Raw genomic sequence first — 23099 nt, forward strand, 5'->3', positions numbered from 1 at the left:
CTGTGATCTCCTAGGGTAGATGTTGCATTAAACACTTTATATAGATCAATCAAAAATAAACCCAAGAGAAGCACTAGTATGAAAACAACCGGTGCTGAGGTAAACACCTTTTTGGTTGAAGGCTTCGTGACTGTTTTCCGCTTGGACGACCTCATGTTTAAAATCGCATCCGCTGAATTCTCACTGCGTTAAGAATGGCCAGTAACGCAACACCTACATCCGCAAACACAGCTTCCCACATGGTGGCTAAACCGCCTGCACCTAAAATCAAGACGATGGCTTTTACCACAAAGGCGAGCGTAATATTCTGCCACACGATTTTTTTGGTTTGCTTGCCTATGTTAATTGCCATGGCAATTTTACTGGGCTTGTCATCTTGAATAACGACGTCAGCGGTTTCTATTGTTGCATCGCTGCCCAGACCGCCCATCGCGATGCCCACATCACTTAACGCAACGACAGGCGCATCATTCACACCATCACCCACAAAGGCCACGGTGTTGTTTTGCGATTTGGCTTCCTGAACTTTTTTGACTTTATCTTCCGGCAACAAATCACTGAAGGCATTGGTAATGCCGAGTTTATCGGCAACAAATTTTACGACGGAACTTTTATCACCACTGAGCATAGTAATCTTGATGCCCAACTTTTTAAGTGCATCAACAGTTGTTTGTGCATCCTCTTTAATGCTGTCAGCAATAGTGAGAAAGCCTGCAAATTTCTTGTCGTAGGCGATAGCGATAACCGTGTAGACAATGGAGTTAGGATCGATATCGTAAGGAATGTTGAATTTATCGAGCAGCTTGAAATTACCGACTAATAATTCTTTGCCATCTATTGTGGCTTTGAGTCCATGACCAGATATTTCTTCAACATTCGTCAGAACTATTGAATTATCGATGTCACCCACAAACTCATGAATGGCGGTTGCAACAGGATGCGTGCTTTGACTCTCCAGTTTGTTCACTATTTTCAGGAGATAGCCTTCATCGATATCGGGTTTCAAATTAGTTTTTTGTACCTTAAACACGCCTTCGGTCATGGTGCCGGTCTTGTCCATGATCACATGTTGAATGGTGGCAATACTGTCTAAAAAATTACTGCCTTTGAACAGAATGCCATTTCGACTGGCAGCACCGATACCACCGAAATAGCCTAACGGAATACTAATCACTAACGCACAGGGACACGAAATTACCAGAAAAATTAATGCCCGGTATAGCCACTGACTAAACACATATTGCTCAACAAAAAAATACGGAAGAACACAAATGGCGAGCGCAAGTGCAACCACAATCGGCGTATAAATTTTTGCAAATTTTCGGATAAATAATTCGGTCGGTGCTTTTTGTGAGGAGGCATTTTGTACCAGCTCCAAAATTTTAGACAGTTTACTATCGGTGTATGCCGTGGTTACTTTTACTTGCGAGACTGCATTTAAGTTAATCATTCCGGCTAACACGGTTTCACCCTTTGCTTTGGTGTCCGGTTTGCTTTCGCCCGTTAATGCAGCGGTATTAAACGAGGCTGTGTCCGATAATAATTCACCATCCAATCCTAATTTTTCACCCGCTTTTAATTGAATAATGTCACCAATATTGACAGCTTCTGCCTTGCGGGTAATTGCTTGATTATTTTCTACAACGGTGACTTCATCGGGACGTTGGTCGAGCAGTGTTTTGATGTTGAGTTTTGCGCGCTTGACCGCCAGCATTTGAAACACTTCACCCACAGAATAAAAAAGCATGACCGCAACACCCTCGGGGTATTGGCCAATTGCGAATGCGCCCACGGTAGCAATACTCATCAATAAAAATTCTGAGAAAATTTCGCCGTTGCGAATACTTTCCACTGCTTCTTTTAAAACGGGCAAACCCACAGGTAAATAGGCTGCTACATACCAGATTGCGCGAACCCAGCCTTGAAACCAGGTGGATAGAAAATAATGATCCAAAATCAGTGCAACGACTAATGCGATAAAACTTATCGCCGGACGCAAAAAGATATTCGTATCGCCTTGGCTGTGGTCGTGTTCATCATGGTCGTCATCAGCATGTTCATTGTGATCGTCATGACCGCAACAGCTTGATGCAGATGTTGATTTTTTTTGTATAGCATCGTCCGCACATTTATTGATTTTTTCTTCTTCAGTACAGCATAACTGTTTGCCATGCTCATCATAACGGTGTTGATGTTCCATTCTTTCATCCTCAATAATTCGTGTGTTGCAACGGTTGCATTGCTATGTAAATTCGCAAGGTGTTTTGGTCGCTAGAGCGCAATATTCGCACCGTGTGGCTCCCGTGTTTTTGGCCATTCTTTATCGACATGAAATGCCATTTTAATAGTGCTGCCAGCCGGTGGAACCAGCGATAGTGGTGCTAAAAATCGAACACCCGTTTTAGACCAAGCATAGGCAGGGTTAATGGGTGTTTGATAGTTCGCGGTGGTTTGCAATACCAATTCACCCGCAGGATTGTATACCGCAATATCCACATGACCTGATTCACGTACGTGCTTAAGAGGCTTGTGAAATAAACTACCCTGAAGCACGGTTGTGCCATTTTTTTCCCGCGTTGTCGTGAAGTGAAATGTTACGTGTTTGGTGTCGGGATAATCAGCTTCAAAGATATATTTTGCAGGCGTCACACCGCAACCCGCGAGGCACAGCACCGGGATCAATAACCAGCTAACTGAATTTTTCATAGTGATGTCCTCGTGGTAAAAAAATGAATCGGTTATTGAGTTTGGATGACATCACCGCCAATCGGCAGCGCTTGTTCAATCGCACTCACATACACCCAGCCCGAAATACCATCGCCAATTTTTCCGGCTAATCGAATGATGTTTGCAATGGTGTCCACTTCATTGTCATCGCACGCAATGGATAATTTTGCTTCAGAAATAACGAGCCTTGCTTCCGCTGAATACACGCGCTCAAATTCATCGAGCGGCGTCAGTGTCCCGCGCACGTCTTGTAAAATAAGATTGCGATAACCTGCATCGTTTAACGCATCCACTACCGCATTGACTTTCACATGATGTAAAAACGCTGTGATTAATTTCATGATCTTTACGCCTCGTAAGCCAACCGTTTGCCTTGACGCAAACGGTTGGAGGTGATGGTTAGTGTTTGGAGCGATACGCCATGCGATAAAGCCCTGGTAATACCAGCAGTGTTAACAAGGTGGATGAAATAATGCCGCCAATGACGACGGTCGCGAGTGGCCGTTGCACTTCGGCACCGGTACCGGTGTTTAACGCCATGGGTAAGAATCCGAGTGCAGCTACCAGAGCAACCATCAGGATCGGACGCAACCGCATCATTGCACCTTCGCTAATCGCTGTGTCGATGCTTTGGCCTTGCTGCAAGCCATCGCGAAACGCAGACACCATCATCACGCCAGTGAGCACCGCCACACCGGATAAAGTGATAAAACCAACACCTGCGGTAATCGATAATGGAATGCCGCAAATCCACAATGAAATCACGCCACCCGTGAGTGCCAGAGGCACGCCACTAAATACCAACGCAGCATCTTTTGCAGAACCAAAGGTCATCATCAGCAATGCAAAAATCGCCAGCAGTGTCATGGGCACGAGTAAGGTCAATCGTTTTGAAGCCGATTGCAGCTGCTCGAAGGTGCCTCCGTAATGCACCCAATAACCGGGCGGCAATTTGACTTGCTGTTCAATTTTTTGTTGAACCTCAGTAACAAAACCACCTAAATCGCGATCTTTCACATTGGCACTTACTACCAAACGGCGCTTGCCATTTTCACGGCTGATTTGGTTGGCTCCAGGAGCAATATTTAATTTCGCAACTTCACCCAGCGGAACATAGCCACCTTCATCCAATGGGATTGGCAAACGAGCCAATGCCGTAAGATCGTTGCGCAATTTTTCCGGCAAACGCACCACAATATCAAAGCGTTTATCGCCATCAAAAATTTGCCCGGCATCTTCACCACCGGTGGCAATCGACAAAGTTTCCTGCACATCGGTCATGTTCAATCCATAACGCAGTAACGCTGGACGAATGGCTTCCACCGATAAAATGGGCAAGCCATCCACTTGCTCAACCTTCACACCATCAGCACCTTTGATACCGTTCAGCACAGCGGCAATTTGATTACCGGATGCGAGCAACTGCTCAAGGTCATCGCCATAAATTTTAATGCCGAGGTCAGAGCGCACACCGGAAATTAATTCATTAAAGCGCAGTTGAATGGGCTGGCTGATTTCGTACGCATTGCCCGGTACTTGAGCCAGCTTTGCTTCGATATCTTCCAAAATTTCTGGTTTGGATCTATGCGGTTCAGGCCAATCCTTTTTATCTTTCAGCATCACATAGCCGTCCGAAATATTCGGCCCCATGGGATCGCTCGCGACTTCAGCAGTACCCACACGTGCAAAGAACGTTTTCACTTCCGGCACTTGCATGACCGCGTGCTCAACTTGAAATTGCATCTCCAGAGATTGGGTTAAGCTGGTGCCAGGAATGCGCAACGCTTGCACAGCAACATCGCCTTCATCGAGATTAGGAATAAATTCTGTGCCCATGCGTGTCGCAATAAAACCGGAGAGCAGAATAAAGACCACAGCACCACCGAGAATCGGTAAGCGCAAACGCAATGCAATATCGAGAACGCGGGTGTATCCCTGTTTGGCTTTGCGCACGACAATATTGTCTTTTTCTTCGATGTGACCTGTTAGCAACAGCGCTACCGCCGCAGGTACAAATGTCAGTGACAAGATCAATGCCGCGATCAATGCCATAATTACCGTTGTGGCCATAGGTGCGAACATTTTTCCTTCGACACCCGTGAGCGCAAGGATCGGTAAGTTCACCAGAATCACGACAAGCACGCTGATTAAACTCGGCGTAAAGACTTCGCGTGTTGCACTGAAGACGACTTGAAAACGCTCATCCAAATTTAAGTTTCGGTTTAAATGATGTTGTCGTCCCGCTAGCCGCATAATGCAGTTTTCAACAATGATGACCGCACCGTCCACAATCAGACCAAAATCCAATGCGCCTAAACTCATTAAATTTGCGCTGACTTTTGCGTGTACCATGCCGGTCATTAACATCAACATCGACAGTGGAATTACCATGGCCGTCAGTAACGCTGCGCGCACATTACCGAGCATGGCCAACAACACGATCACAACCAGAATCGCACCTTCGAGTAAATTCTTTTGCACAGTTGCAATGGTTTTATTCACAAGAATCGTGCGGTCGTAAACCGGTTCAGCCGTTACACCTTGTGGAAGGGTTTTATTAATTTCCACGAGCTTGGCGGACACAGCTTCAGATACAGTTCGGCTATTGCCACCGAGCAGCATGACCGCCGTACCTAATACAGTTTCTTCACCATCGCGTGTAGCAGCGCCGGTGCGTAATTGTTTACCAAAACTGACTTCCGCTACATCGCGAATCGTCACGGGTAACTTGCCGCGATGCGCCAGAATAATTTGCTCGATGGAAGGAATATCACTGACCTGACCCGGCGCGCGAATTAAATATTGCTCGCCGTTTTTTTCGATATAACCTGCGCCGACACTGACATTATTTTTCTTGAGCGCTTCAACCACATGCTCAAAAGTAACGCCGTAAGCCAATAATTTTGCAGGGTTCGGTGTGATATGAAATTGCTTTTCATAACCACCAATGGTGTTGATTTCTGTTACGCCTGGTACCAGTCGCAATTGCGGACGAATCACCCAATCTTGCAAGGTACGCAATGCGGTTGCATCGTAGGCTTGGCCATTGGATTGACGCGCTTTATTATCAGCGTGTACCGCGTAATGGAAAATCTCACCTAAGCCGGTAGCCACCGGCCCCATGCCGGGTTCAATACCTTGCGGCATTTGGCTTTTTGCTTGCTGCAAGCGTTCGTTGATAAGATTACGCGCAAAATAAATGTCCGTACCGTCTTTAAACACAACGGTGACTTGCGATAACGCATAACGAGACAGTGAACGTGTTTCTTCCACATTCGGTAAACCGGCAATAGCCACTTCCACCAAATAGGTAATACGTTGCTCAACTTCCAGCGGTGAATATCCGGGTGCTTCAGTATTGATTTGCACTTGTACGTTAGTGATATCGGGTACTGCATCAATCGGTAAACGCTGGTAATTCCAGAGTCCGATAGCGGCAACCACTAACACTAAAAATAATACTAACCATCGGCGTGCAATGGAAAATTTAAGGAGTGCATCAATCATGATGATGTCTCCTTGGAAATTATTTCACTTGCGCTTGAATTAAAAACGATGCAGAAATTATTCATGTTCAGCACCGTCCTTACCCAGTTCAGCTTTAATGATAAAACTGTTTTTACTGGCATAGGTTTCACCGGCTTTAACACCGGCTAAGACTTCAGTGAATTCACCATCGGTGCGGCCAAGTTTTACAGGGCGTGGTTCAAAACCCTCTTTTTCTTTTACGAATACGACTTGTTTGCCTTCGTGGTCTTGTAGCGCTTCATTGCGAATTGCTAACGCCACTGATTTTTTTGCCATCATTACATCAGCGTTAACAAAGAGTCCGGGTGTCCATTGGCGCTCTGCATTGTTTAACAGCACGCGCGCACTCAAGGATTGATTGCCACTGGTACCCAGTGCCGCCACAGAAACAATTTCACCTTCACCCGTTACGTCATTCGCAGGATTACCAATACGGACAGCTTGACCAACATGGATCTTGCCTGCATCGCGCGGGAAAACAGCAACGTCAATCCACACGGTGGAAAGATCCACAATCACAAATGCGGTTTTATCATTGGTTTGCTCACCGACATTGATATTTCTTTCAGCAACAACACCGTTTAATGCAGACGTAATTGAATAGGTTTTAAGGCTTTCATTACTTTCAATGGTCGCCAAGGTTTCGCCTTCGCGAACGCTATCACCCACTTTTTTATTCACACTGCGAACAGTGCCAACAAAGCGTGCGCCAACACGTTGTACTTTTTCACCGTTAGCTTCAACAGTGCCGTAAAACGCCAAGGTTTCGTGGATGCTTGCTGGCCCGACTTTCGCCAGTTCAATCGCCGCCGTTTTTAATTGAGCATCAGACAGTGATGCGGATTTTTCTTCATGCTCTTCGTGTTCTTCATCACCATGCGCTTTTTGCTGCGTTGCAGGTGGTGTTTTAGATTCTTCTTTTGCAGCATTCGCTACTGCAATTCCAATCATCGCAATGATCACAAGGCTTAATTGCAACACGCTTTTTACAGACAGTTTTTTTGTAATGGTTTCTAAAAATAATTTCATGGGGCGACCTCGGAATGTTGTGCGGTAGTGGCTGTGCCACTGAGTCGTTCAATTTCAGCGCGCAGTAAATGCGCATTAGCAGCGGCATCAATCAATGCAGCTTCTGCTTCGAGTAATTCGTGCTGGGCGGTGCTGAGTTCGAGGTAGCCATAACGTCCCTTATCAAAAGCGGCGCGCGTACCACTCACCGCTTTTTTCAATTGGGGAATGACATCGTTGCGTAAACTTGTCACTTCAAAGATCGCTGCCTGGCGCTCTTGATAGAGTCCGACTACTTGCGCACGAAGTTGCAGCAAAGCTGTCTCACGTTCGTTATCAACGCCCAAGCGATTTGCTTTGGCTGTAGCGACTTCACCGGCAGCTCGGCTTCCACCAAACAGCGGCACACTAACGCCGACAACCAGAGCTGAATCTTTGCTGGCTTGTAAGCGGCGTATACCAGCATTCCATTCAAGGTCAGCTTTGCGTTGGCTTAACGCCAAGCGCAACTCGGCATCGCGCAAACGTGTTTCGCTGGCAAAGAGTTGAACATCGGGATTATTGGCAAGACCATTCAGCAAATCGTTAAGTGAAGGAGAATCACCGAGGTTTAGTAGATCGGCATTCACCGACGTAAACGAGGGTTCGGTGACCGCCCACAACGCAGACAGTTTGATTTTGGCAGTATCAAAACCCAGTTCGGCCTGACGCAATTCAATCGCCATGCGCGACTGGTTCGCTTGCGCGCGAGCGAGTTCTGCATCCGGTGTATTACCCGCATCAACGCGACGTTTAATGGACTGGGTGGTTTCAGTCGCCAAGGCCAAGGTGGACTGTTGCAGGGTAAGATGTTGTTGGGCCGTGGCAACTTCAATAAACCGGCGAGTAACCTCGGCCAATAAATCCAGCTCAACAATACGTTGTTCAACGGCCAAGGCCTGTTGGCGTTCGGTAACAACACCCATGCGCGCATCGCGCTTATCCCCCAACTCAATCACGGAGGATAAGGCGAGCGTAAGCTCAGCACCTTTAGTGCCTTTGTAATCACCGCTGCCTGCGGCGTTTTCCAACGTGGTGCCTAGCCGCATGGCTGGTTTTAACCCGGCAGTTTGCAATTCACCTTCCAGTGCCTGGCGACGAAATTGAAAACTGCTGAGTTGTGGGTTGCGCGCAAGTGTTGCCGTAATGGCATCGCGCAATGACAATTTACTGGTGGGAATACTATTTGTATCTGCCGCGGTTTGGGCAGCTACGGGTAAAACAAACGAACAAGACAATAAGGTCGCAATCAGTGCGAACCTGATTCGAAAAAAAGACATGATGAACTCCAACTAATGCGCAGGTGCGCAAACACATCATCGCCATATCGCAAAGCAATAAGGACTGATGACAGCGGAAAGATTTAGTGGGAGTGGGCTGGTGGAGCGCGAAGTGGTGGACGAAGACCGGTGATGGTTAACCAGGTTGAGGGGGTATTGAAATAGGTAAAGTTCTGGCCACCAACCAAAGGCCAGATGATTAGCAGCAATAGAGCCGCTGCGAGGAACGGTAAATCAAGGCTGAACAATTTCAGGAAGGTCATTTCCATGGGCTTGCTATCGAAGTCCTTGTGGCCGTCTTCACCGTCGCCGTGGTCATGGCTCCCGAGCAGGTCAAAATGCACGGAAACGGGAGGTTCCTGACCATCTAAACAATAGTGCCCGTGCATACCGGTCATGCTGGCAAATAGCCAGATGAGCAATATCAGCAAAGTCCTTTGTTTCCGGTTTAGACGCATACGCCGCTATTTCCACATTCGACCTAATCAGGTCACCGCTTTGGATGATGAGGGCTGGTTATTCAAATAATAACCCACCATGGCCAGAACTGCGACTATGACTTGGGCCAGGACGGATTCTACAGTTGGGAATATCCCCAACAAGGATATTCGTGGAACAGGGATTGAATGAATATTGAGAATCCCGGCTTCCTGGAAACCAGCTATCCCTTTACCCGCCAATACGACTGCCAGCACGGCCACAAGGATGGAACTCACTGATAGGAAGCGACCGATGGGAAGACGCTTGCTGTAGCGCAACATCCAAACCGCCAGCACCAGGAGCAACAGCAATCCAACGATCAACCCCAAGGTTAACGCAAAATGATTGCCTTCCTGCCATAGCGCGGCGTAAAACAAGATGGTCTCGAAGACTTCGCGGTAAACCGCGATAAAGGACAACCCGAACAGTACATAGGCTGAACGTTTTTTGAGGGAGCCCGTGAGCTTTGCATTGAAATACTCCTGCCAACGTCCGGCAACACTCTTACGGTGCATCCACATACCGACACCAAGCAATACAAGCGCCGCAAATAACGAAGAGAAGCCTTCGGTTAATTCACGGCTCGCGCCACTGACGCCGATCAAATAAGTAGCCACCGCCCACGTTACAGCGCCCGCTACGAGCGCGCCGATCCACCCAGCGTGCACGTAAGGTAATTGGTCTTCGCGTGCAGTCTTGCCCAGGAAGGCCAGCATCGTGACAACCATCAGTAAGGCCTCCAAGCCTTCGCGCAACAGGATCGTTAAGCTTCCTACGAAGGTAGTCGTTGGGCTTGCCTCCGATGCGGACAACAGCAGCTCAGCTTTATCAAGGACAGCGTTGACTGCTGCCAGCTGAGTCGTCAGTTTTTGCGTTTCGACGTTTTCGGTAACCATGGTGCGATAAGTGCTCATAGCCGTTTCCAGCTCGGTACGTATGCCGGAATCCCGCGTCGCGATAGTGGGTTCAACCGGCTCAACACCATCCAGGTAAGCAGATAAGGCAAGATCGCGTGCAGCAGTTTTGTTACCTGCCGTAAACGCGGCATAGCTTTCGTGTAAGCGGAGTTTGGCAAGTGTCAGGCCTTGGCCACGGGCAAGCGCTGCTTTATCGACATGATTGCGTAGGTAGGCCAGCACGGGTCGCGCATCATCGCCAATACGAGTGGCCAGCTCAACCTGCGTCATACCGGCGAGTGCATCAATATTGGGGATTTGTGCGCGGATGGCGTCTGAACCGTTCCACAGTGATTTACCAGCTTCTTGATCAGCAACGGAAAAAGCCAATTGGCTTACGTAAAAAGCTAATGCCCAGCGGTCTGCTTCGGGCAGCGCGGTAAAACCCACCATAGGTGTGCCTTCGATACCTTGGGTGATGATCTGCTGGAGAGCAAATGGGCTGCGCTGCGCTGCGCGCACAGGGTCCGCAAAGGCAATTGGCGGCGTCGGTAAATTTGCGGCAAGCGGACCATCCCCATGCCCGTTCAAGCCGTGACAGGCAGCGCAATTTTCTTGATAAAGTTGTTTCGCTTTGGCTGTATCAATGTGCACTGGTGGTGTGGACGCCACGGGATAGGCTTGTAGTAAATGGTTAGCCAGTGCCCGCGCGGCGGTACCTACGGATTCCGGGGACTCCATTGCGTTAATCCGAGTGGCGAGGTCATCGGCGGCTGCAACCAACTCTGCTTTGTGCTCATTGGCCTCAAGCTGGGTGATTTTCTGCTTAGCCGTTTGGGCGAACTCTTTCATTTCCTCAAATTCGGATTCCTTCAATACTTGGCCGTTCTGTACAGCACCGGCGTAATCCACGGAAAGATAGTCCAGGAGCTGCCAGGTTTGGCGAACAGCGTGTTCGTCTGCAAAGACCTGCTGAGCACAACATAGAAAAGAAATGAGCCAAAAGAGGCGAAATTTGAAGGAGATAGTCACTCGATAATCCAGATGTAAGTTATAAATATTTGTTGATGGGAATCAGTGACAACCACTGCCGCAGCAGGCTGGTTTTGCAATTTCACGTAGCTCAGCCTTGGCTTCGCGCAAAATTGAAATGGCACCGCGTAGCACCACAGCCACAATGACGCAACCGATAGCGACATCGGGCCAGCGAACATTGAGCCACCATACCAATACACCGCTGACAATAACGCCCAGGTTGGCAATCGCATCGTTTGCTGAAAAGATCCAACTGGCTCGCATGTGAACTTCGCCATCACGATGCTTATGGATTAATGCCAAACAGGTCAAATTGGCAACCAGCGCGACTGAGCCCATACCCATCATCAATACCGAAACGGGCTCACTGCCAAAGACGATGCGGCGGCCAATATCGACAGCCATCAAGATACAAATGGCGAGTTGAAAGTAACCACTTGCCAAAGCTGCATTGGCTTTGTCTTTTGCGGCGCGACCTACGGCATACAATCCTATGCCATATACAATCGCATCAGCCAACATATCGAGCGAGTCCGCAACCAAGGCCGTTGACTGGGCGATCCAGCCCACACCGAATTCGAGAAAAAACATAGTCGCATTGATCGCTAGCAACCAATAGAGCACTTTTTTTTGGGCGTCATTGGTCACTTCAAATTCACATCCGCAATCGCTCATACTTAACCCTTGCGCAAAATCTGTAGGGAGGAGACTATAAACCCTATAGTTGCTATAGGGTCAATGAGGCTGACACATGAAAATAGGCGCGCTCGCTACCAAAACGGGTTTATCCATCCAGACGATTCGTTACTACGAAAAGGAAAATATTTTGCACGAGCCCTCTCGCAACGATGCTAATTACCGTTTGTATGACGATGAGGCTGTTCGCCAATTGGTGTTTGTAAAGCACTGCCGTAACCTGGGGCTTACCCTCGACGAGATCCGGGCGCTTATTCGCTACAAAGAGAGGCCGGACGAAGGATGTGCGCAGGTAAACCGTATTGTTGAAGCTCACCTGCTGGAAGTAGATAAACGATTAGCAGAGCTTACCGATTTACGCGCTCAACTAGCCCAACTGCGCACCTCCTGCGCCGACAACCTTACCGCGAAAGACTGCGGCATATTGCGCAAGCTTTCTGAATCTTGAGCAACAAGGCCTATTATTTCCTACCTTCTTGTATCGCTAAAACCGTCGTGACGGAACTTTGTAAGGGCTGCCAATTGGGTAGCGCATTTTCCTCACTACGGAGTTTTTCCTATGCAATTTATTTTATTCACCTGTGAAGGCTATCGTGTTGTTATCGAATGTATTGAACCCCACTGGTATTGGCGGGTGGAAGTCTTCGATCAAAACGACCAGCTTGTTGCTAAGGGCTAAAATAGCTGCCCAGGGATGGGCCACGCTAGGGGTATTCGACCACGTTATTGGAGCTTCCAGCCAGCAACAATAATCGACATTCCCAAGAGAGCAACACCGGCACCTATCCAATCGTAAAACGATAAGCTCACGCCATCCACCACCCGCAACCATACCAGCGCCGTTGCCACATACACACCTCCGTAGGCAGCGTAAACACGCCCACTCGCTGCCGGGTGCAGTGTCAACAACCATACAAATAGAGCAAGACTGACGGCTGCTGGTAATAGGAGCCACATTGATCCGCCTTTGCGCAGCCACAGATAAGGCAAGAAGCAGCCGATAATTTCTGCCAATGCAGTAGCGATAAATAGCAGTGTTGTTTTAAGCATGGGAACCTTCAGGTTGTTCGCTGGATTTGTTATAGAGAGCATCAACGATGGTGCAGTCAGGAGCCTTAGTACCAGGGCAACAGCATTTGCAGCGTTGTGCCATGACCAACAAGGAGTCTTTAATGCGTTGAAGCTCTTCCAGCTTTTGGTTCACCGTCGCCAGGTTGGTTTCCACGAGTTCAAGCGCTTCACCGCAAGAGCGCTCGGTATTTTCCGACAGGCTTAACAACTCCCGTGTGTTATCTAATGAAAAACCCAAACCACGGGCTTTCAAAATGAATCCCAGCCGTTTCTCATGCTTTTTCGTGTAAAGACGGTGGCCGCCGCTCGTGCGTTGTGGCTTTGGTAGTAAACCTAATTTTTCGTAATACCGGATGGTTTCAATATGGCATCCCGTTTCCCGCGATAGCGCCCCAATTCCTGTCATGTTCGTTTCCTGTATAAAAGGCTTGCATCTGTAGTGACTACAGATTTTATCCTGAACGCCCTTGTAACACCTAATCACAGGAGTTTTTATGAAGCCCAAATCTTTCTGGTTGACCGTTATTGCGGTGGTTGCCTGCATTGGTTGCTGTAGTGTTCCCTTGTACGCGTTATTCATTGGGTCTGCCGGACTCGCTGTTCTTGTGAGCCAAACAACCCTGGAACTCTTGAAATGCGTTCTTCCACTTGCTGTCCTTGGTGTGGGTTATTGGATTTATCAAAAACGCCAGACGAAAAAAAGGTGTTGTACTTCCGAGCAAACGGAATGCGGTAATAATCATTGCGCAACCCATTCTGGCGATAAGCGCTAGCCTTCGCTTTTTACAAATCGGCAATAGACAAATTCTTGCTGCGTTTCGAAGGGTGTTACGTGGGTTTCAAAGGTATGTTCTTTTAATAGGAACGCTTCGCCAAACTCCCCTTGCAACGCTTCGGGCGAATAGCGAACGACAGGTAAATTGCTGCATTGTTGCGGACCTTTTTCAGCGAAGCTGGAGACAATGAATTGTCCGCCCGGCTTCAAGGCTTGGGTCAGTTGCGCTACATATTGTTGGCGATCATTTTCTTCAGTCAGGAAATGAAATACAGCGCGATCATGCCATACATCGTAGTGGTGTTTCGGCAGTGAAAGCCGAGTAATGTCTGCCTCGATCCATTTCACCGATGTGGCCTTATCGCCCATCCGATGTTGGGCAACAATCAGCGCAGTTCCCGAAATATCCAACACCGAAAGCTTGGAATAACCAGTATTGATCAAATCATCTACCAAAGTAGAAGCGCCTCCGCCAACATCAATAATCTCTGCATCTGTGTGCGGTGCGGATGACATTATCAATTGCAACGACAGTGCGGCATGTTCCTGAAACCAGCTAACAGCCTTGGTGGATTTCGTGTTGTAGACATTTTCCCGGTGCTCTTTCGACAGCATATTTCTTCTCTAGCTTATCGTGAAATCCATTAAGGTCTTTCAGTAAGTTGATCACTAAGACCGACTAAAATGGGACAATCCGCTCGCTCATCTCCAGGACAGGAGACTGTTAATGTTTCCAGCAAATTTCGCATCGCTGTCAGCTCTGTAATTTTCGCATTGAGTTCATTGATATGTTCTGTTGCTAACGCCTTCACATCACTACTTGCGCGTGAGCGATCTTGCCACAGCGATAACAGCACTTTGATTTGCTCCAGCGAAAATCCTAATGATCGTGCGCTTTTGATAAAGCGCAGAACATGTACATCTTTTTCGGTGTAGGTGCGGTAGCCGGATTCTGTGCGTAATGAATGACCGATTAAATCAATCGATTCGTAATGGCGAATCATTTTTGCAGTCACGCCGCTGGCTTTCGCGGCTTCTCCAATATTCATATCAACCTCACAGTGGACAAACATCATTGCGCTGCGCCGGTTTCCAGCGTTTTAATAAAAGCGCATTGCTCACGACACTCACACTGCTAAATGCCATAGCAGCACCCGCCAACATGGGATTTAGAAAACCAAACGCTGCCAGTGGAATACCCACCAGATTATAGATAAAGGCCCAAAATAAATTTTGTTGGATTTTCGCGTAGGTGCGCCGTGAAATATCAATCGCATCGGCAACCAAGGCGGGATTACCGCGCATCAAGGTAATGCCCGCCGTGTGCATGGCGACGTCAGAACCCGTCGCCATCGCAATACCAACATCAGCGGCGGCCAATGCAGGCGCATCGTTAATGCCATCACCCACCATCGCCACAGTCCGATGATCATCTTTTAGGCGCTCCACAGCGGCAGCTTTATCACCGGGCAACACATTGGCGAATACTTGTTGAATCCCTAACTGACCTGCTACCCGATGAGCGCTGCCCGCGTTATCACCGGTGATCATCACGGTGTTGATACCCTGGCTATGCAAGCCAGACACAGCAGACAGTGCTTCCAGTTTTATCTCATCGCCGAACGCAAGAAGCCCCAAGAGCTGTTTTTTTTCACCGGATTCGGCGAGCCAGGAAATGGTGTTGCCTTGAGATTCCAGCGCATCCGCCTCCGCAGCCAAACTCCCCAAGGCAACATTCAGTTCCTGCATTAATCGTGTATTGCCTAACTGTAATGAGCGGCCATTTACCGACGCCGCCAATCCGCGCCCCGGTAGCGCTTTTATGCTGGATGCGGTGGGAATGTGAAGTTGGCGTTGATGAGCGGCATCCATCACTGCTTTCGCCAGCGGATGTTCGCTGCCGCGTTGGATAGCGGCGCTGAGACTTAGAAAATCCTCTTCATTACCCTGCGCCGGAACCTGGGCCGTCAAGACCGGTTTGCCGAGCGTCAGAGTTCCAGTTTTGTCGAACACGACCGTGTTAATACGGTGGGCAATTTCGAGGGCTTCAGCATCTTTGATCAAAATGCCATGCTGCGCTGCAACACCGGTACCGGCAATGATGGCGGTCGGTGTTGCAAGCCCTAAGGCACAGGGGCACGCAATCACCAGCACGGCCACCGCATTGATAATGGCGTGCTGAATATCCCCGTTGTACCACCACCAGCCAAGGAATGTCGCCAATGCCAGGGCAATGACCACCGGCACAAATACGGCGCTCACTTTATCCACTAAACGCTGGATCGGCGCCTTGGCGGCTTGTGCGTTTTCCACCAGTCGTATAATCCGCGCGAGCGTCGTTTCTGTACCGACTGCCCGGGTCTCAACCAGGATTAATCCCTCGCCATTGATCGCCCCACCGGTGACGTTTTCGTGGAGGTTTTTGGAGACCGGCAGACTCTCACCGGTAATCATGGACTCGTCCATGTGAGTTTGGCCTTCCAGGATAATGCCGTCTACCGGTACGCGTTCACCGGGTTTAACCACAACCACATCACCCGGTTTTACCGAAGCGATGGGAACTTCTACATCCAGATCGCCTTGTTTTACCCGAGCAACAACAGGTTGCAACGCTTGCAGTGCTTTGATTGCCGAGGCGGTTTGTTGTTTGGCCCGGCTTTCTAACCACTTGCCCAGCAATACCAAGGTGATAACCACTGCCGAGGCTTCAAAATAATAATGCGGTGCAACGTGGCCCGCGTGCGGTGAGGCGAGCTGGAAAACACTCAGTCCGTAGCCAGCGCTTGTGCCCAATGCAACCAGTAGATCCATGTTCCCGGTACCGGCTTTTAGCGCCTTCCATCCTGCTTTGTAGAAGCGTGCACCCAACCAGAATTGTACGGGTGTGGCGAGTGCCCATTGGACCCAGCCTGGCAGGTTAACCTGTACACCGATCAGTGACGCCAGCATCGGAATAATGAGCGGCAACGACAGCAAGGCGGCGATTTTCCAGGCGTAGTCATCTGTGATCCGAATACTGGATGCTGGCACGGATGCAACGGCGGCGGAAGATAATACCGCCTCATAACCGGCGACACTAACAGCGGTTATCAAGGCTTTGTTATCCACCGTTGGCAAGGCCTCCACGCGCGCGGTTTCCGTCGCCAGATTAACGCTTGCTGTCAGTACACCGGGTACACGCAACAGCGCTTTTTCAACACGTCCCACGCACGACGCGCAGGTCATGCCTTCAATTGTTAAAGTGGTCGTTTGGGTGGCCAATGCATAGCCCGCGTCTTCAATGGCCTTTTTTACCTCCGCCATGGCGAGTGTTGCATCGGCTTGGATGTGGGCTTTTTCGGTGGCCAGATTAACGGTGGCAGCTTGAATGCCTGGCAATTTTTTCAGCGCCTTTTCCACGCGACCGGCGCAGGAAGCGCAGGTCATACCCTGGATGGCGATGTCCTGAGATGAGAAATTTAACGTAGTCATACCGGCTCCTGGTTGATGAGGTATGAATCCAGTATCAAGCTTCCCATCATGGGAAGGTCAAGTAATATTCACCCACAAAAATCTCATCGCTAAAACGCTTGACCTTCCCACGGTGGCAAGGTCAACACTCTCATCTCCACTTACTGACGGAGGACTTGCGATGACAATATTTACAGTAAAAGGCATGAGCTGCGGCCACTGTGTTAAAACCATTACCCATGCAATTAAAACCCTTGATCCGGCAGCGTCCGTGGCTATCGATTTGGCGAGCGGACGGGTCGAGATTGACAGCAGCAAACCCGAGAGTGACTTGGTGGCGGCTATCAATGCGCTGGATTACTTGGTCATACCTGCTTAACCACCCAACAATACCGGGCCTGCGGGCCCGACAGTTCAGGCTTCACTACCAATTACCAAAATCACTATCGCGGTAGTTATCAGGACGGCGCTTCCCAGCAGCATTTCAAACACAATGGTGTGAGCCAGACGCACGGTAAATCCTTTCTCCGCCAACCGTGGAACGGTTAGCCATTTGTTGCCAGCGGCCAACGCTAATAGGCCAGTCACTAACCCAAATTTCACCAACAGCCCCTTGCCATAGGCGGTAGTAAAGAGCTTGTGCCAGTCGCCTAGCATTAGCGTCGCCATGGTGATACCGCAGATCAGCAACGCTGCCACAATAAACACCGCCCATTCACCGAACCGGGTCATCGCCAACGACGTTGCCTCTGTGTCTTTGGATCTGGCGGCGAGCCACAACGGGTACAATGAACCCAGCCACAACCCCATCGCTCCTACGTGCAAGGTCACAGCAATTTGCCCCACAAGGCCTTTTTCAGCCATGTGGCCGGTTTGTGCAAACGAGGCTGCCACCAACAGGCTTCCGCCTACCGCCAGGAGATTGCTCGGGATGGCATAACGATTTAAACCTAACCGACTTGTTCCGATGAGCAAAAAGCCTGCTAACTGCAACATCATGGCGGTGCCTACGGCCGACCTCATCAACACGGACAGAATGGAGGCGTTGAACAAACCCGCCATACCGGCTTCAGCCAGTGCGCCTGCCTGGATACTCACACTTGCCAGTGTAAGAACAACACCCAGAACACAGGCGCCTTGCGTGTACCGGATGATGGACAGGGATAACTCCCGGTGCTGCGTCAGCAGCACCGAAGAGAGGCATCCACCCATGGCACCGGCAACACAGGCATATAGCAATACCCTGACAACCAGCGTTGGAATGACCCAGAGTCCAGCATCCATTATTTGGTGTGCCCGGAGTGATCCATGTCTTTACCCGCATGATCGTGCTCTTTCATGCCCTCATGGTTTTGCGCCGCCGGTTTGGCTTCTGCCCCCACCGAAAAGGTAAAGGCACCTTTCATGTTGTGCCCATCGGTGCCCATCGCTGTCCAATTAACGGTGTACAAACCATTGCCAAAAGGCGGTAGTTTGTATTGGTGTGTCACCTTAGTGTCATTCGAGGCTTTGAAGTTGAAATCGATGGCCTTGCCTTTGTCATCAGTGAGGGTCAGGTTCATCACCATCGCCGGTTTCTCAAAGGTCAGTACCAGGTTGGGTGGTGACATTTTCACCTGGGAGTTGGCCTCCGGCACCGAGCTTGCCAAATGCGCGTGAGCAAATACCTGGCTTGAAAAAACACTGAGTAATGTCAGCATCAAAATCCAACGTGTAGCGCGAAAAAAAATAGATGTGTTCATAGCGGTTTTCCTCTTCATCATTGGTTAAAACCAGGCACGAAGGCCCAGTACGAATTGTGTGTCGTGAGTGGTTTCGTTCATTGCACGGGCGAAGTCTGCGGTATTGCCGAATGTGCGTTCCCAATTCACACCCACGTAAGGCGCAAATTCACGACGAATTTCATAACGTAAGCGCAGACCTGCCGTAACATCGGATAAGCCTGATCCGGTGCCGGTTTGTGTGTCGTTTTGCCCGTAGACGTTAACCTCAACTTCTGGCGTCAATATCAGTCGCTGGGTAAACAGCAGTTCATATTCCGCATGAATCCGGGCAGCGGTACGTCCCTCATCGCCGACAAATAGCGCGGTACTGACATCAAACTCATAGGGTGCAAGCCCTTGCAGACTGATCACTCCCCAGGTTCGGCCAGGGCCAGATTTACTGTCGTGGCGCACACCGGCCTGCACGTCCCAAAACGGGGCTATCGCCCGACTGAATAACACTTGGGTTTCCAGTTCCTCGGTCATTCCGCCAACGCGCTCAGCATCAATTTTTACCCAAAGCTTATGTAGGTCATGCCCAATCCAGGCTTCACCTTCCAGCACCGCAGGATCGTTGCCATCAGTGTTTCGGGTTTCCAGCTGGTTTACCATGACGCGCGTAAGTAAGGGATCATCATCCTCATGAGCGACAACCGACGTGGCATACGCGCTCAAGCCCAGCGATAGCGGTAACAGATATTTCAATGTTTTCATGTCAGTTCTCCTCAATGACCCTGACTTCACGCATCATGCCGGGCATGTGGAACATCAGATGACAGTGATAGGCCCAGCGTCCTTTGGCGTCGGCGGTGACTAAATAACTCACCTTCGAACCCGGTTGGACAAGGATGGTATGTTTGCGAGGGATGTATTCAGGATCACCGGTTTCGAGCTCACTCCACATGCCATGCAAATGGATGGGATGGGTCATCATGGTGTCGTTGACCAGTACGATACGAACCCGCTCACCGTAGGTAAGTTCTAGCGGTGCGGCATCCATAAAATTAATGCCGTTCATCGACCACATATACCGGTGCATGTTGCCGGTCAGGTGTAGCTCGATTTCGCGCGAGGGTTCACGCTTATCGTGGGTGGGATGCAAGCCGCGAATATCCGCGTAGGTGAGCACTTTACGGCCATATTGTTCAGCATGTTCACGCAAGCCGATGCCAGGATCAGCCAAACCGCTTTGCGGCATCTGCGCATGATTATCGACGTGGGGTCCGTATTCACTGGCTGGGTGAACAATCTTGCCATCGTCACCAAAGTTGCTACCAAAACCGGCTTTGGCGAGGTTGGTCGTTTTGCCCGGCCTATCTGCCTTAGCCGCCTTCGTCATGTTGTGACCACTATGGTCCATGCCTTCCATGTTGCCCATGTCGTGACTACTGTGATCCATGCCTTCCATTTTGTTCATGTCATGGGCACTGTGATCCATACCTTCCATCTTGCCCATGTCATGGCCACTATGATCCATACCGGCCATTTGGCTCATATCGTGACCGCTGTGGTTCATACCCGGCGTGGCGTTGTGATCCATAGCTCCCATATCGTGACCACTATGGTTCATCCCCATGCCCATTTCCTGATGTCCCAGGATGGGCGCTGGGTCCATTGCAGGTATCAGTGCCTTGAACGCGGTATCTGCCGTGATGGTGCCGCGCGCAAAACCGGTGCGGTCATTGGTTTGGGCAAACAAGGTATAAGCCTGGGTGGCATCCGGCTCGATGATCACATCGTAGACTTCGGCGGTACCTATTCGAAACTCATCGACCACCAGGGGCTGGATGTATTGGCCATCCGCAGCAACCACGGTCATCTTGAGGCCGGGAATGCGCACATCAAAGATACTCATGGCCGAGCCATTGATGATGCGCAACCGCAATTTTTCGCCGGGTTTGAATAAACCCATCCAGCCTTGTGCTGGCGTAACCCCGTTCATCAAGTAGGTGTAGGTATACCCGGTTACGTCTGAAATATCCCGGTCACTCATGCGCATTCGCGCCCACATAGAACGGTCTTGCCAGGTTTTTGCCAATCCCTTTTCTTTGATATCCCTCCAGGTATCACCCAGCGTTCGCTCGCGAAAGTTGTAGTATTCATTCATTTTCTTGAGCTTCGCGTAGATACGCTCCGGGGCTTCATCGCTCCAATCGGATAACATCACCACCATGTCGCGATCATAGGCGAAAGGTGCTGGCTCTTTAGGGTCAATGATGATACTGCCCGCAAGGCCAGTGCCTTCCTGATACCCCGAGTGGCTGTGGTACCAGTAAGTACCGTATTGCTGTACTTTGAAGTTGTACTCAAAGGTTTCACCGGGCTTTATGCCTTCAAAACTTAAGCCCGGCACACCATCCATTGCACTGGGCAGGATGATGCCGTGCCAGTGAATGGAAGATTCATGCTTCAGGTGATTGGTGACGCGAATGCGAATGTCATCGCCTTCTTTCCAGCGCAAGATCGGTGCGGGATAACTGTTGTTCACCGTGGTGGCGATACGCTCCCGACCAGTGAAGTTAACAGTTTGGTAGCCGATGTGAAGATCAAACTCGGTGCCCGTGAGTATCGGTGGCGTGGCCGAGCTTACGGCGGGCGCATCGGCCACCGAAAGCGCCGAGAGCGGCAATGCACTCAGTGCGACCAGCGATGAGGTGCCCAACACGAAGTGCCGCCGGGTCATTTGGGCGTTAGTGGTTACAGCGCGGGATTCTTCAGCCGCCGCCAGATCCTTCAGATGATTGGTCATAGTGCGCTCCTACAATTGATCTTTTGGGCTGGCGATATGCGCATACACACGGCTCGCGCCATCAGCAGTTAAGGCGAGCACGTCGTAAGGTTCAAAGTGATCTCCCATTTCCATTCCAGGGCTACCCATGGGCATACCGGGTACCGCGAGGCCAATTACGCCCTTAGGTTTTTCGGCGAGAAAACGCTTGATGACGGGACCAGGGACATGGCCTTCAAAAATATACCCTTCAACAGACACAGCGGTATGGCAGGATTGGTAGCGTGGCGCGATCTTGCGTTTTAGCTTTTCCTGGTTGAGGTCGGCGGGATGTTGAACATGCGTTTGAAATCCCTGGTTGTCCAATTGGGTAACCCATTTTTCACAGCAAGAACAGGTAGGACTTTTGAAGACTTCCAGGGCGATAGGTTTTGTAGGTGTTGCTAAGGCCTGTGGCTTATCAGCTGCCAGCACGCCGGTGGTAAAACACAGGGCAGCCGCACTTAAAGCAGCGGCTGCAATACGAAAAAAGGCGATTTGCATAAAAACTCCAACGAATGAGTCAATCTCAATACGGGGAGTTAAACACTCCCGTTAACAGCGATGATGACAAGAGCGCCAAATTCGGGGCGGACTTGTCCTGTGTTAACGGAAAATGGGGGGTCTAAACAGAGAGGAAACCAAGGCGGCGGGTATTACCGACAGGTAATTATCACCGACGGTGGCTGGGGAAAGGGTAAGAGCAAAATCAACGGAGTGAGCGAAGCCAGCCGTGGAGCAACTACCGGATGCACAGTGGCCTGGCAGCTTGCAACAGTCCTTCATGACAGAACCTTTGTCCGCATGTGACAACATGGCGTGCGTCATGGGCATCTCATGATTGCTCATGTCGTGATCCATCGAGGGCATATCTTCATCCATGGCTGTCATATCGTGATTCATGGCAACCATCATGCTACTCATCGCTGGGCAAGGCATGGCTAGGGCCGATACAGTCTGACCAGTGAAGGCCAATAGCATCAGCGTGATAAACCATGTTTTGAAGCGGCGGTTGATCATAATCAATGTCGAATTAAGGGGGCTTCGGGATCAGACTAAAGGCTAGCAGAATAGTTCATCTTGCCGTTCAACGTCCAGTGCTCGGCACTCAAGTGCACTTTGTGGGATAACGTACTGTTGCAATCGCAGCAGAGGTGTATTTCTAAAAAGCCAGATCAATCCGATCCATCATAAACCACGAGGACTATCACTATGTCACACGTCACGATTGATTCCGAATGCATAAAAAATTGTTCAACCTGTAGTGAAACCTGTTTCAAAACGGCCATGAATCATTGCTTGCAAATGGGTGGAAAACACGTTGAGCCAGACCACTTCAAACTCATGCTGAACTGCGCCAAAGTGTGTGAAACCTCGGCCTGTTTGCAGTTAAGCGGCTCGCATTTTAGTCACCATCTCTGCAAAGTTTGTGCAGAAATTTGTGACGCTTGTGCGGACAGTTGTGAGCGCGTTGGCGACATGGATGAGTGCGTTGCAGTCTGCCGTAAGTGTGCAGAGAGCTGCCGCAAAATGGCGGCCTAGTCCAATTCCATCTCATCAATATACATCTGCGGGACACCGAGC

23 protein-coding genes are annotated in these 23099 nt (G+C 49.8%); 3 read left to right on the forward strand and 20 right to left on the reverse strand.

The window, feature by feature from the left end:
- Positions 1-157 precede the first annotated feature (157 nt).
- The 9 genes from IE104_RS12740 to IE104_RS12780 form a co-directional block, all read right to left on the reverse strand.
- The gene (locus IE104_RS12740; protein WP_189419126.1) at positions 158-2200 is read right to left on the reverse strand and encodes a heavy metal translocating P-type ATPase; all 2043 of its coding nucleotides are present in this window, start codon (positions 2198-2200) and stop codon (positions 158-160) included.
- A 71-nt stretch (positions 2201-2271) separates the two neighbouring features.
- A complete protein-coding gene (locus IE104_RS12745) occupies positions 2272-2706 on the reverse strand; it encodes a hypothetical protein (RefSeq protein WP_189419128.1) in 435 nt (144 codons plus the stop codon).
- Between the two features lie 32 nt (positions 2707-2738).
- Positions 2739-3068, reverse strand: coding sequence for a P-II family nitrogen regulator (locus IE104_RS12750; protein WP_189419130.1), 330 nt, complete (start codon positions 3066-3068; stop codon positions 2739-2741).
- Between the two features lie 58 nt (positions 3069-3126).
- Positions 3127-6234 carry an efflux RND transporter permease subunit gene (locus tag IE104_RS12755; protein ID WP_189419131.1) on the reverse strand — a complete coding sequence of 1036 codons (3108 nt, stop codon included), beginning with the start codon at positions 6232-6234 and terminating at the stop codon, positions 3127-3129.
- A 57-nt stretch (positions 6235-6291) separates the two neighbouring features.
- The gene (locus IE104_RS12760; protein ID WP_189419133.1) at positions 6292-7284 is read right to left on the reverse strand and encodes an efflux RND transporter periplasmic adaptor subunit; all 993 of its coding nucleotides are present in this window, start codon (positions 7282-7284) and stop codon (positions 6292-6294) included.
- Entirely contained in the window at positions 7281-8582 is a 1302-nt protein-coding gene (locus IE104_RS12765) for a TolC family protein (protein WP_189419135.1), read from the reverse strand. Before IE104_RS12765 ends, IE104_RS12760 begins: the two co-directional genes overlap by 4 nt.
- 83 nt (positions 8583-8665) lie before the next feature.
- A complete protein-coding gene (locus IE104_RS12770) occupies positions 8666-9013 on the reverse strand; it encodes a hypothetical protein (protein ID WP_189419137.1) in 348 nt (115 codons plus the stop codon).
- Positions 9014-9067: 54 nt separating this feature from the next.
- Entirely contained in the window at positions 9068-10990 is a 1923-nt protein-coding gene (locus IE104_RS12775; RefSeq protein WP_505661112.1) for an FTR1 family protein, read from the reverse strand.
- A gap of 42 nt (positions 10991-11032) precedes the next feature.
- Positions 11033-11668 (reverse strand): cation efflux transmembrane domain-containing protein, encoded by a 636-nt coding sequence (locus IE104_RS12780; protein WP_189419139.1) that lies wholly within the window; start codon positions 11666-11668, stop codon positions 11033-11035.
- Between the two features lie 76 nt (positions 11669-11744).
- Between IE104_RS12780 and cadR the strand changes: the two genes are divergently transcribed.
- On the forward strand, positions 11745-12137 hold the full coding sequence (cadR, locus tag IE104_RS12785) for a Cd(II)/Pb(II)-responsive transcriptional regulator (RefSeq protein ID WP_189419141.1): 393 nt from the start codon (positions 11745-11747) through the stop codon (positions 12135-12137).
- A 275-nt stretch (positions 12138-12412) separates the two neighbouring features.
- Here the strand turns inward: cadR and IE104_RS12790 are convergent, their stop codons facing one another.
- The 5 genes from IE104_RS12790 to IE104_RS12810 form a co-directional block, all read right to left on the reverse strand.
- Positions 12413-12739: a YnfA family protein gene (locus tag IE104_RS12790; RefSeq protein ID WP_189419143.1), complete on the reverse strand. Its 327-nt coding sequence runs from the start codon at positions 12737-12739 to the stop codon at positions 12413-12415.
- Entirely contained in the window at positions 12732-13340 is a 609-nt protein-coding gene (locus tag IE104_RS12795) for a MerR family transcriptional regulator (protein ID WP_229837900.1), read from the reverse strand. The genes IE104_RS12790 and IE104_RS12795 overlap by 8 nt, the downstream gene beginning before the upstream one ends.
- Positions 13341-13529: 189 nt before the next feature.
- Complete coding sequence (locus IE104_RS12800) at positions 13530-14150, reverse strand: class I SAM-dependent methyltransferase (protein WP_189419145.1); 621 nt, start codon at positions 14148-14150, stop codon at positions 13530-13532.
- Between the two features lie 29 nt (positions 14151-14179).
- The gene (cueR, locus tag IE104_RS12805; RefSeq protein ID WP_189419146.1) at positions 14180-14584 is read right to left on the reverse strand and encodes a Cu(I)-responsive transcriptional regulator; all 405 of its coding nucleotides are present in this window, start codon (positions 14582-14584) and stop codon (positions 14180-14182) included.
- A gap of 7 nt (positions 14585-14591) precedes the next feature.
- The gene (locus IE104_RS12810) at positions 14592-17006 is read right to left on the reverse strand and encodes a heavy metal translocating P-type ATPase (RefSeq protein ID WP_189419147.1); all 2415 of its coding nucleotides are present in this window, start codon (positions 17004-17006) and stop codon (positions 14592-14594) included.
- A 160-nt stretch (positions 17007-17166) separates the two neighbouring features.
- Between IE104_RS12810 and IE104_RS12815 the strand changes: the two genes are divergently transcribed.
- Positions 17167-17364, forward strand: a complete 198-nt coding sequence (locus IE104_RS12815) for a heavy-metal-associated domain-containing protein (RefSeq protein WP_189419148.1) — start codon at positions 17167-17169, stop codon at positions 17362-17364.
- Positions 17365-17399: 35 nt separating this feature from the next.
- Here the strand turns inward: IE104_RS12815 and IE104_RS12820 are convergent, their stop codons facing one another.
- The 6 genes from IE104_RS12820 to IE104_RS12845 all read right to left on the reverse strand — a co-directional run bounded on the left by IE104_RS12820 (position 17400) and on the right by IE104_RS12845 (position 22535).
- On the reverse strand, positions 17400-18269 hold the full coding sequence (locus tag IE104_RS12820; protein WP_189419149.1) for a CopD family protein: 870 nt from the start codon (positions 18267-18269) through the stop codon (positions 17400-17402).
- Positions 18269-18727: a copper resistance CopC family protein gene (locus tag IE104_RS12825; protein WP_189419150.1), complete on the reverse strand. Its 459-nt coding sequence runs from the start codon at positions 18725-18727 to the stop codon at positions 18269-18271. Before IE104_RS12825 ends, IE104_RS12820 begins: the two co-directional genes overlap by 1 nt.
- A gap of 24 nt (positions 18728-18751) precedes the next feature.
- Positions 18752-19462 carry a copper resistance protein B gene (locus IE104_RS12830; protein WP_189419151.1) on the reverse strand — a complete coding sequence of 237 codons (711 nt, stop codon included), beginning with the start codon at positions 19460-19462 and terminating at the stop codon, positions 18752-18754.
- A gap of 1 nt (position 19463) precedes the next feature.
- Entirely contained in the window at positions 19464-21497 is a 2034-nt protein-coding gene (locus IE104_RS12835; protein ID WP_308429296.1) for a copper resistance system multicopper oxidase, read from the reverse strand.
- Positions 21498-21506: 9 nt separating this feature from the next.
- Positions 21507-22019 carry a DUF411 domain-containing protein gene (locus IE104_RS12840; protein ID WP_189419152.1) on the reverse strand — a complete coding sequence of 171 codons (513 nt, stop codon included), beginning with the start codon at positions 22017-22019 and terminating at the stop codon, positions 21507-21509.
- Between the two features lie 102 nt (positions 22020-22121).
- Positions 22122-22535 (reverse strand): hypothetical protein, encoded by a 414-nt coding sequence (locus IE104_RS12845; protein ID WP_189419153.1) that lies wholly within the window; start codon positions 22533-22535, stop codon positions 22122-22124.
- Positions 22536-22727: 192 nt separating this feature from the next.
- Here IE104_RS12845 and IE104_RS12850 point away from each other — a divergent pair, with 192 nt between their 5' ends.
- On the forward strand, positions 22728-23057 hold the full coding sequence (locus tag IE104_RS12850) for a four-helix bundle copper-binding protein (RefSeq protein WP_189419154.1): 330 nt from the start codon (positions 22728-22730) through the stop codon (positions 23055-23057).
- Positions 23058-23099 lie beyond the last annotated feature (42 nt).

Source organism: Cellvibrio zantedeschiae (genome assembly GCF_014652535.1).
GTDB lineage: Bacteria > Pseudomonadota > Gammaproteobacteria > Pseudomonadales > Cellvibrionaceae > Cellvibrio > Cellvibrio zantedeschiae.

Excerpts from the sequence above, each read along its gene's own strand:
- IE104_RS12740 (WP_189419126.1), bottom strand. The coding sequence starts at position 2,200 with ATGGAACATCAACACCGTTATGATGAGCATGGCAAACAGTTATGCTGT.
- IE104_RS12745 (WP_189419128.1), bottom strand. The coding sequence starts at position 2,706 with ATGAAAAATTCAGTTAGCTGGTTATTGATCCCGGTGCTGTGCCTCGCG.
- IE104_RS12750 (WP_189419130.1), bottom strand. The coding sequence starts at position 3,068 with ATGAAATTAATCACAGCGTTTTTACATCATGTGAAAGTCAATGCGGTA.
- IE104_RS12755 (WP_189419131.1), bottom strand. The coding sequence starts at position 6,234 with ATGATTGATGCACTCCTTAAATTTTCCATTGCACGCCGATGGTTAGTA.
- IE104_RS12760 (WP_189419133.1), bottom strand. The coding sequence starts at position 7,284 with ATGAAATTATTTTTAGAAACCATTACAAAAAAACTGTCTGTAAAAAGC.
- IE104_RS12765 (WP_189419135.1), bottom strand. The coding sequence starts at position 8,582 with ATGTCTTTTTTTCGAATCAGGTTCGCACTGATTGCGACCTTATTGTCT.
- IE104_RS12780 (WP_189419139.1), bottom strand. The coding sequence starts at position 11,668 with ATGAGCGATTGCGGATGTGAATTTGAAGTGACCAATGACGCCCAAAAA.
- cadR (WP_189419141.1), top strand. The coding sequence starts at position 11,745 with ATGAAAATAGGCGCGCTCGCTACCAAAACGGGTTTATCCATCCAGACG.
- IE104_RS12790 (WP_189419143.1), bottom strand. The coding sequence starts at position 12,739 with ATGCTTAAAACAACACTGCTATTTATCGCTACTGCATTGGCAGAAATT.
- IE104_RS12795 (WP_229837900.1), bottom strand. The coding sequence starts at position 13,340 with ATGAATAACGCGTACAAGGGAACACTACAGCAACCAATGCAGGCAACC.
- IE104_RS12800 (WP_189419145.1), bottom strand. The coding sequence starts at position 14,150 with ATGCTGTCGAAAGAGCACCGGGAAAATGTCTACAACACGAAATCCACC.
- cueR (WP_189419146.1), bottom strand. The coding sequence starts at position 14,584 with ATGAATATTGGAGAAGCCGCGAAAGCCAGCGGCGTGACTGCAAAAATG.
- IE104_RS12810 (WP_189419147.1), bottom strand. The coding sequence starts at position 17,006 with ATGACTACGTTAAATTTCTCATCTCAGGACATCGCCATCCAGGGTATG.
- IE104_RS12815 (WP_189419148.1), top strand. The coding sequence starts at position 17,167 with ATGACAATATTTACAGTAAAAGGCATGAGCTGCGGCCACTGTGTTAAA.
- IE104_RS12820 (WP_189419149.1), bottom strand. The coding sequence starts at position 18,269 with ATGGATGCTGGACTCTGGGTCATTCCAACGCTGGTTGTCAGGGTATTG.
- IE104_RS12825 (WP_189419150.1), bottom strand. The coding sequence starts at position 18,727 with ATGAACACATCTATTTTTTTTCGCGCTACACGTTGGATTTTGATGCTG.
- IE104_RS12830 (WP_189419151.1), bottom strand. The coding sequence starts at position 19,462 with ATGAAAACATTGAAATATCTGTTACCGCTATCGCTGGGCTTGAGCGCG.
- IE104_RS12835 (WP_308429296.1), bottom strand. The coding sequence starts at position 21,497 with ATGACCAATCATCTGAAGGATCTGGCGGCGGCTGAAGAATCCCGCGCT.
- IE104_RS12840 (WP_189419152.1), bottom strand. The coding sequence starts at position 22,019 with ATGCAAATCGCCTTTTTTCGTATTGCAGCCGCTGCTTTAAGTGCGGCT.
- IE104_RS12845 (WP_189419153.1), bottom strand. The coding sequence starts at position 22,535 with ATGATCAACCGCCGCTTCAAAACATGGTTTATCACGCTGATGCTATTG.
- IE104_RS12850 (WP_189419154.1), top strand. The coding sequence starts at position 22,728 with ATGTCACACGTCACGATTGATTCCGAATGCATAAAAAATTGTTCAACC.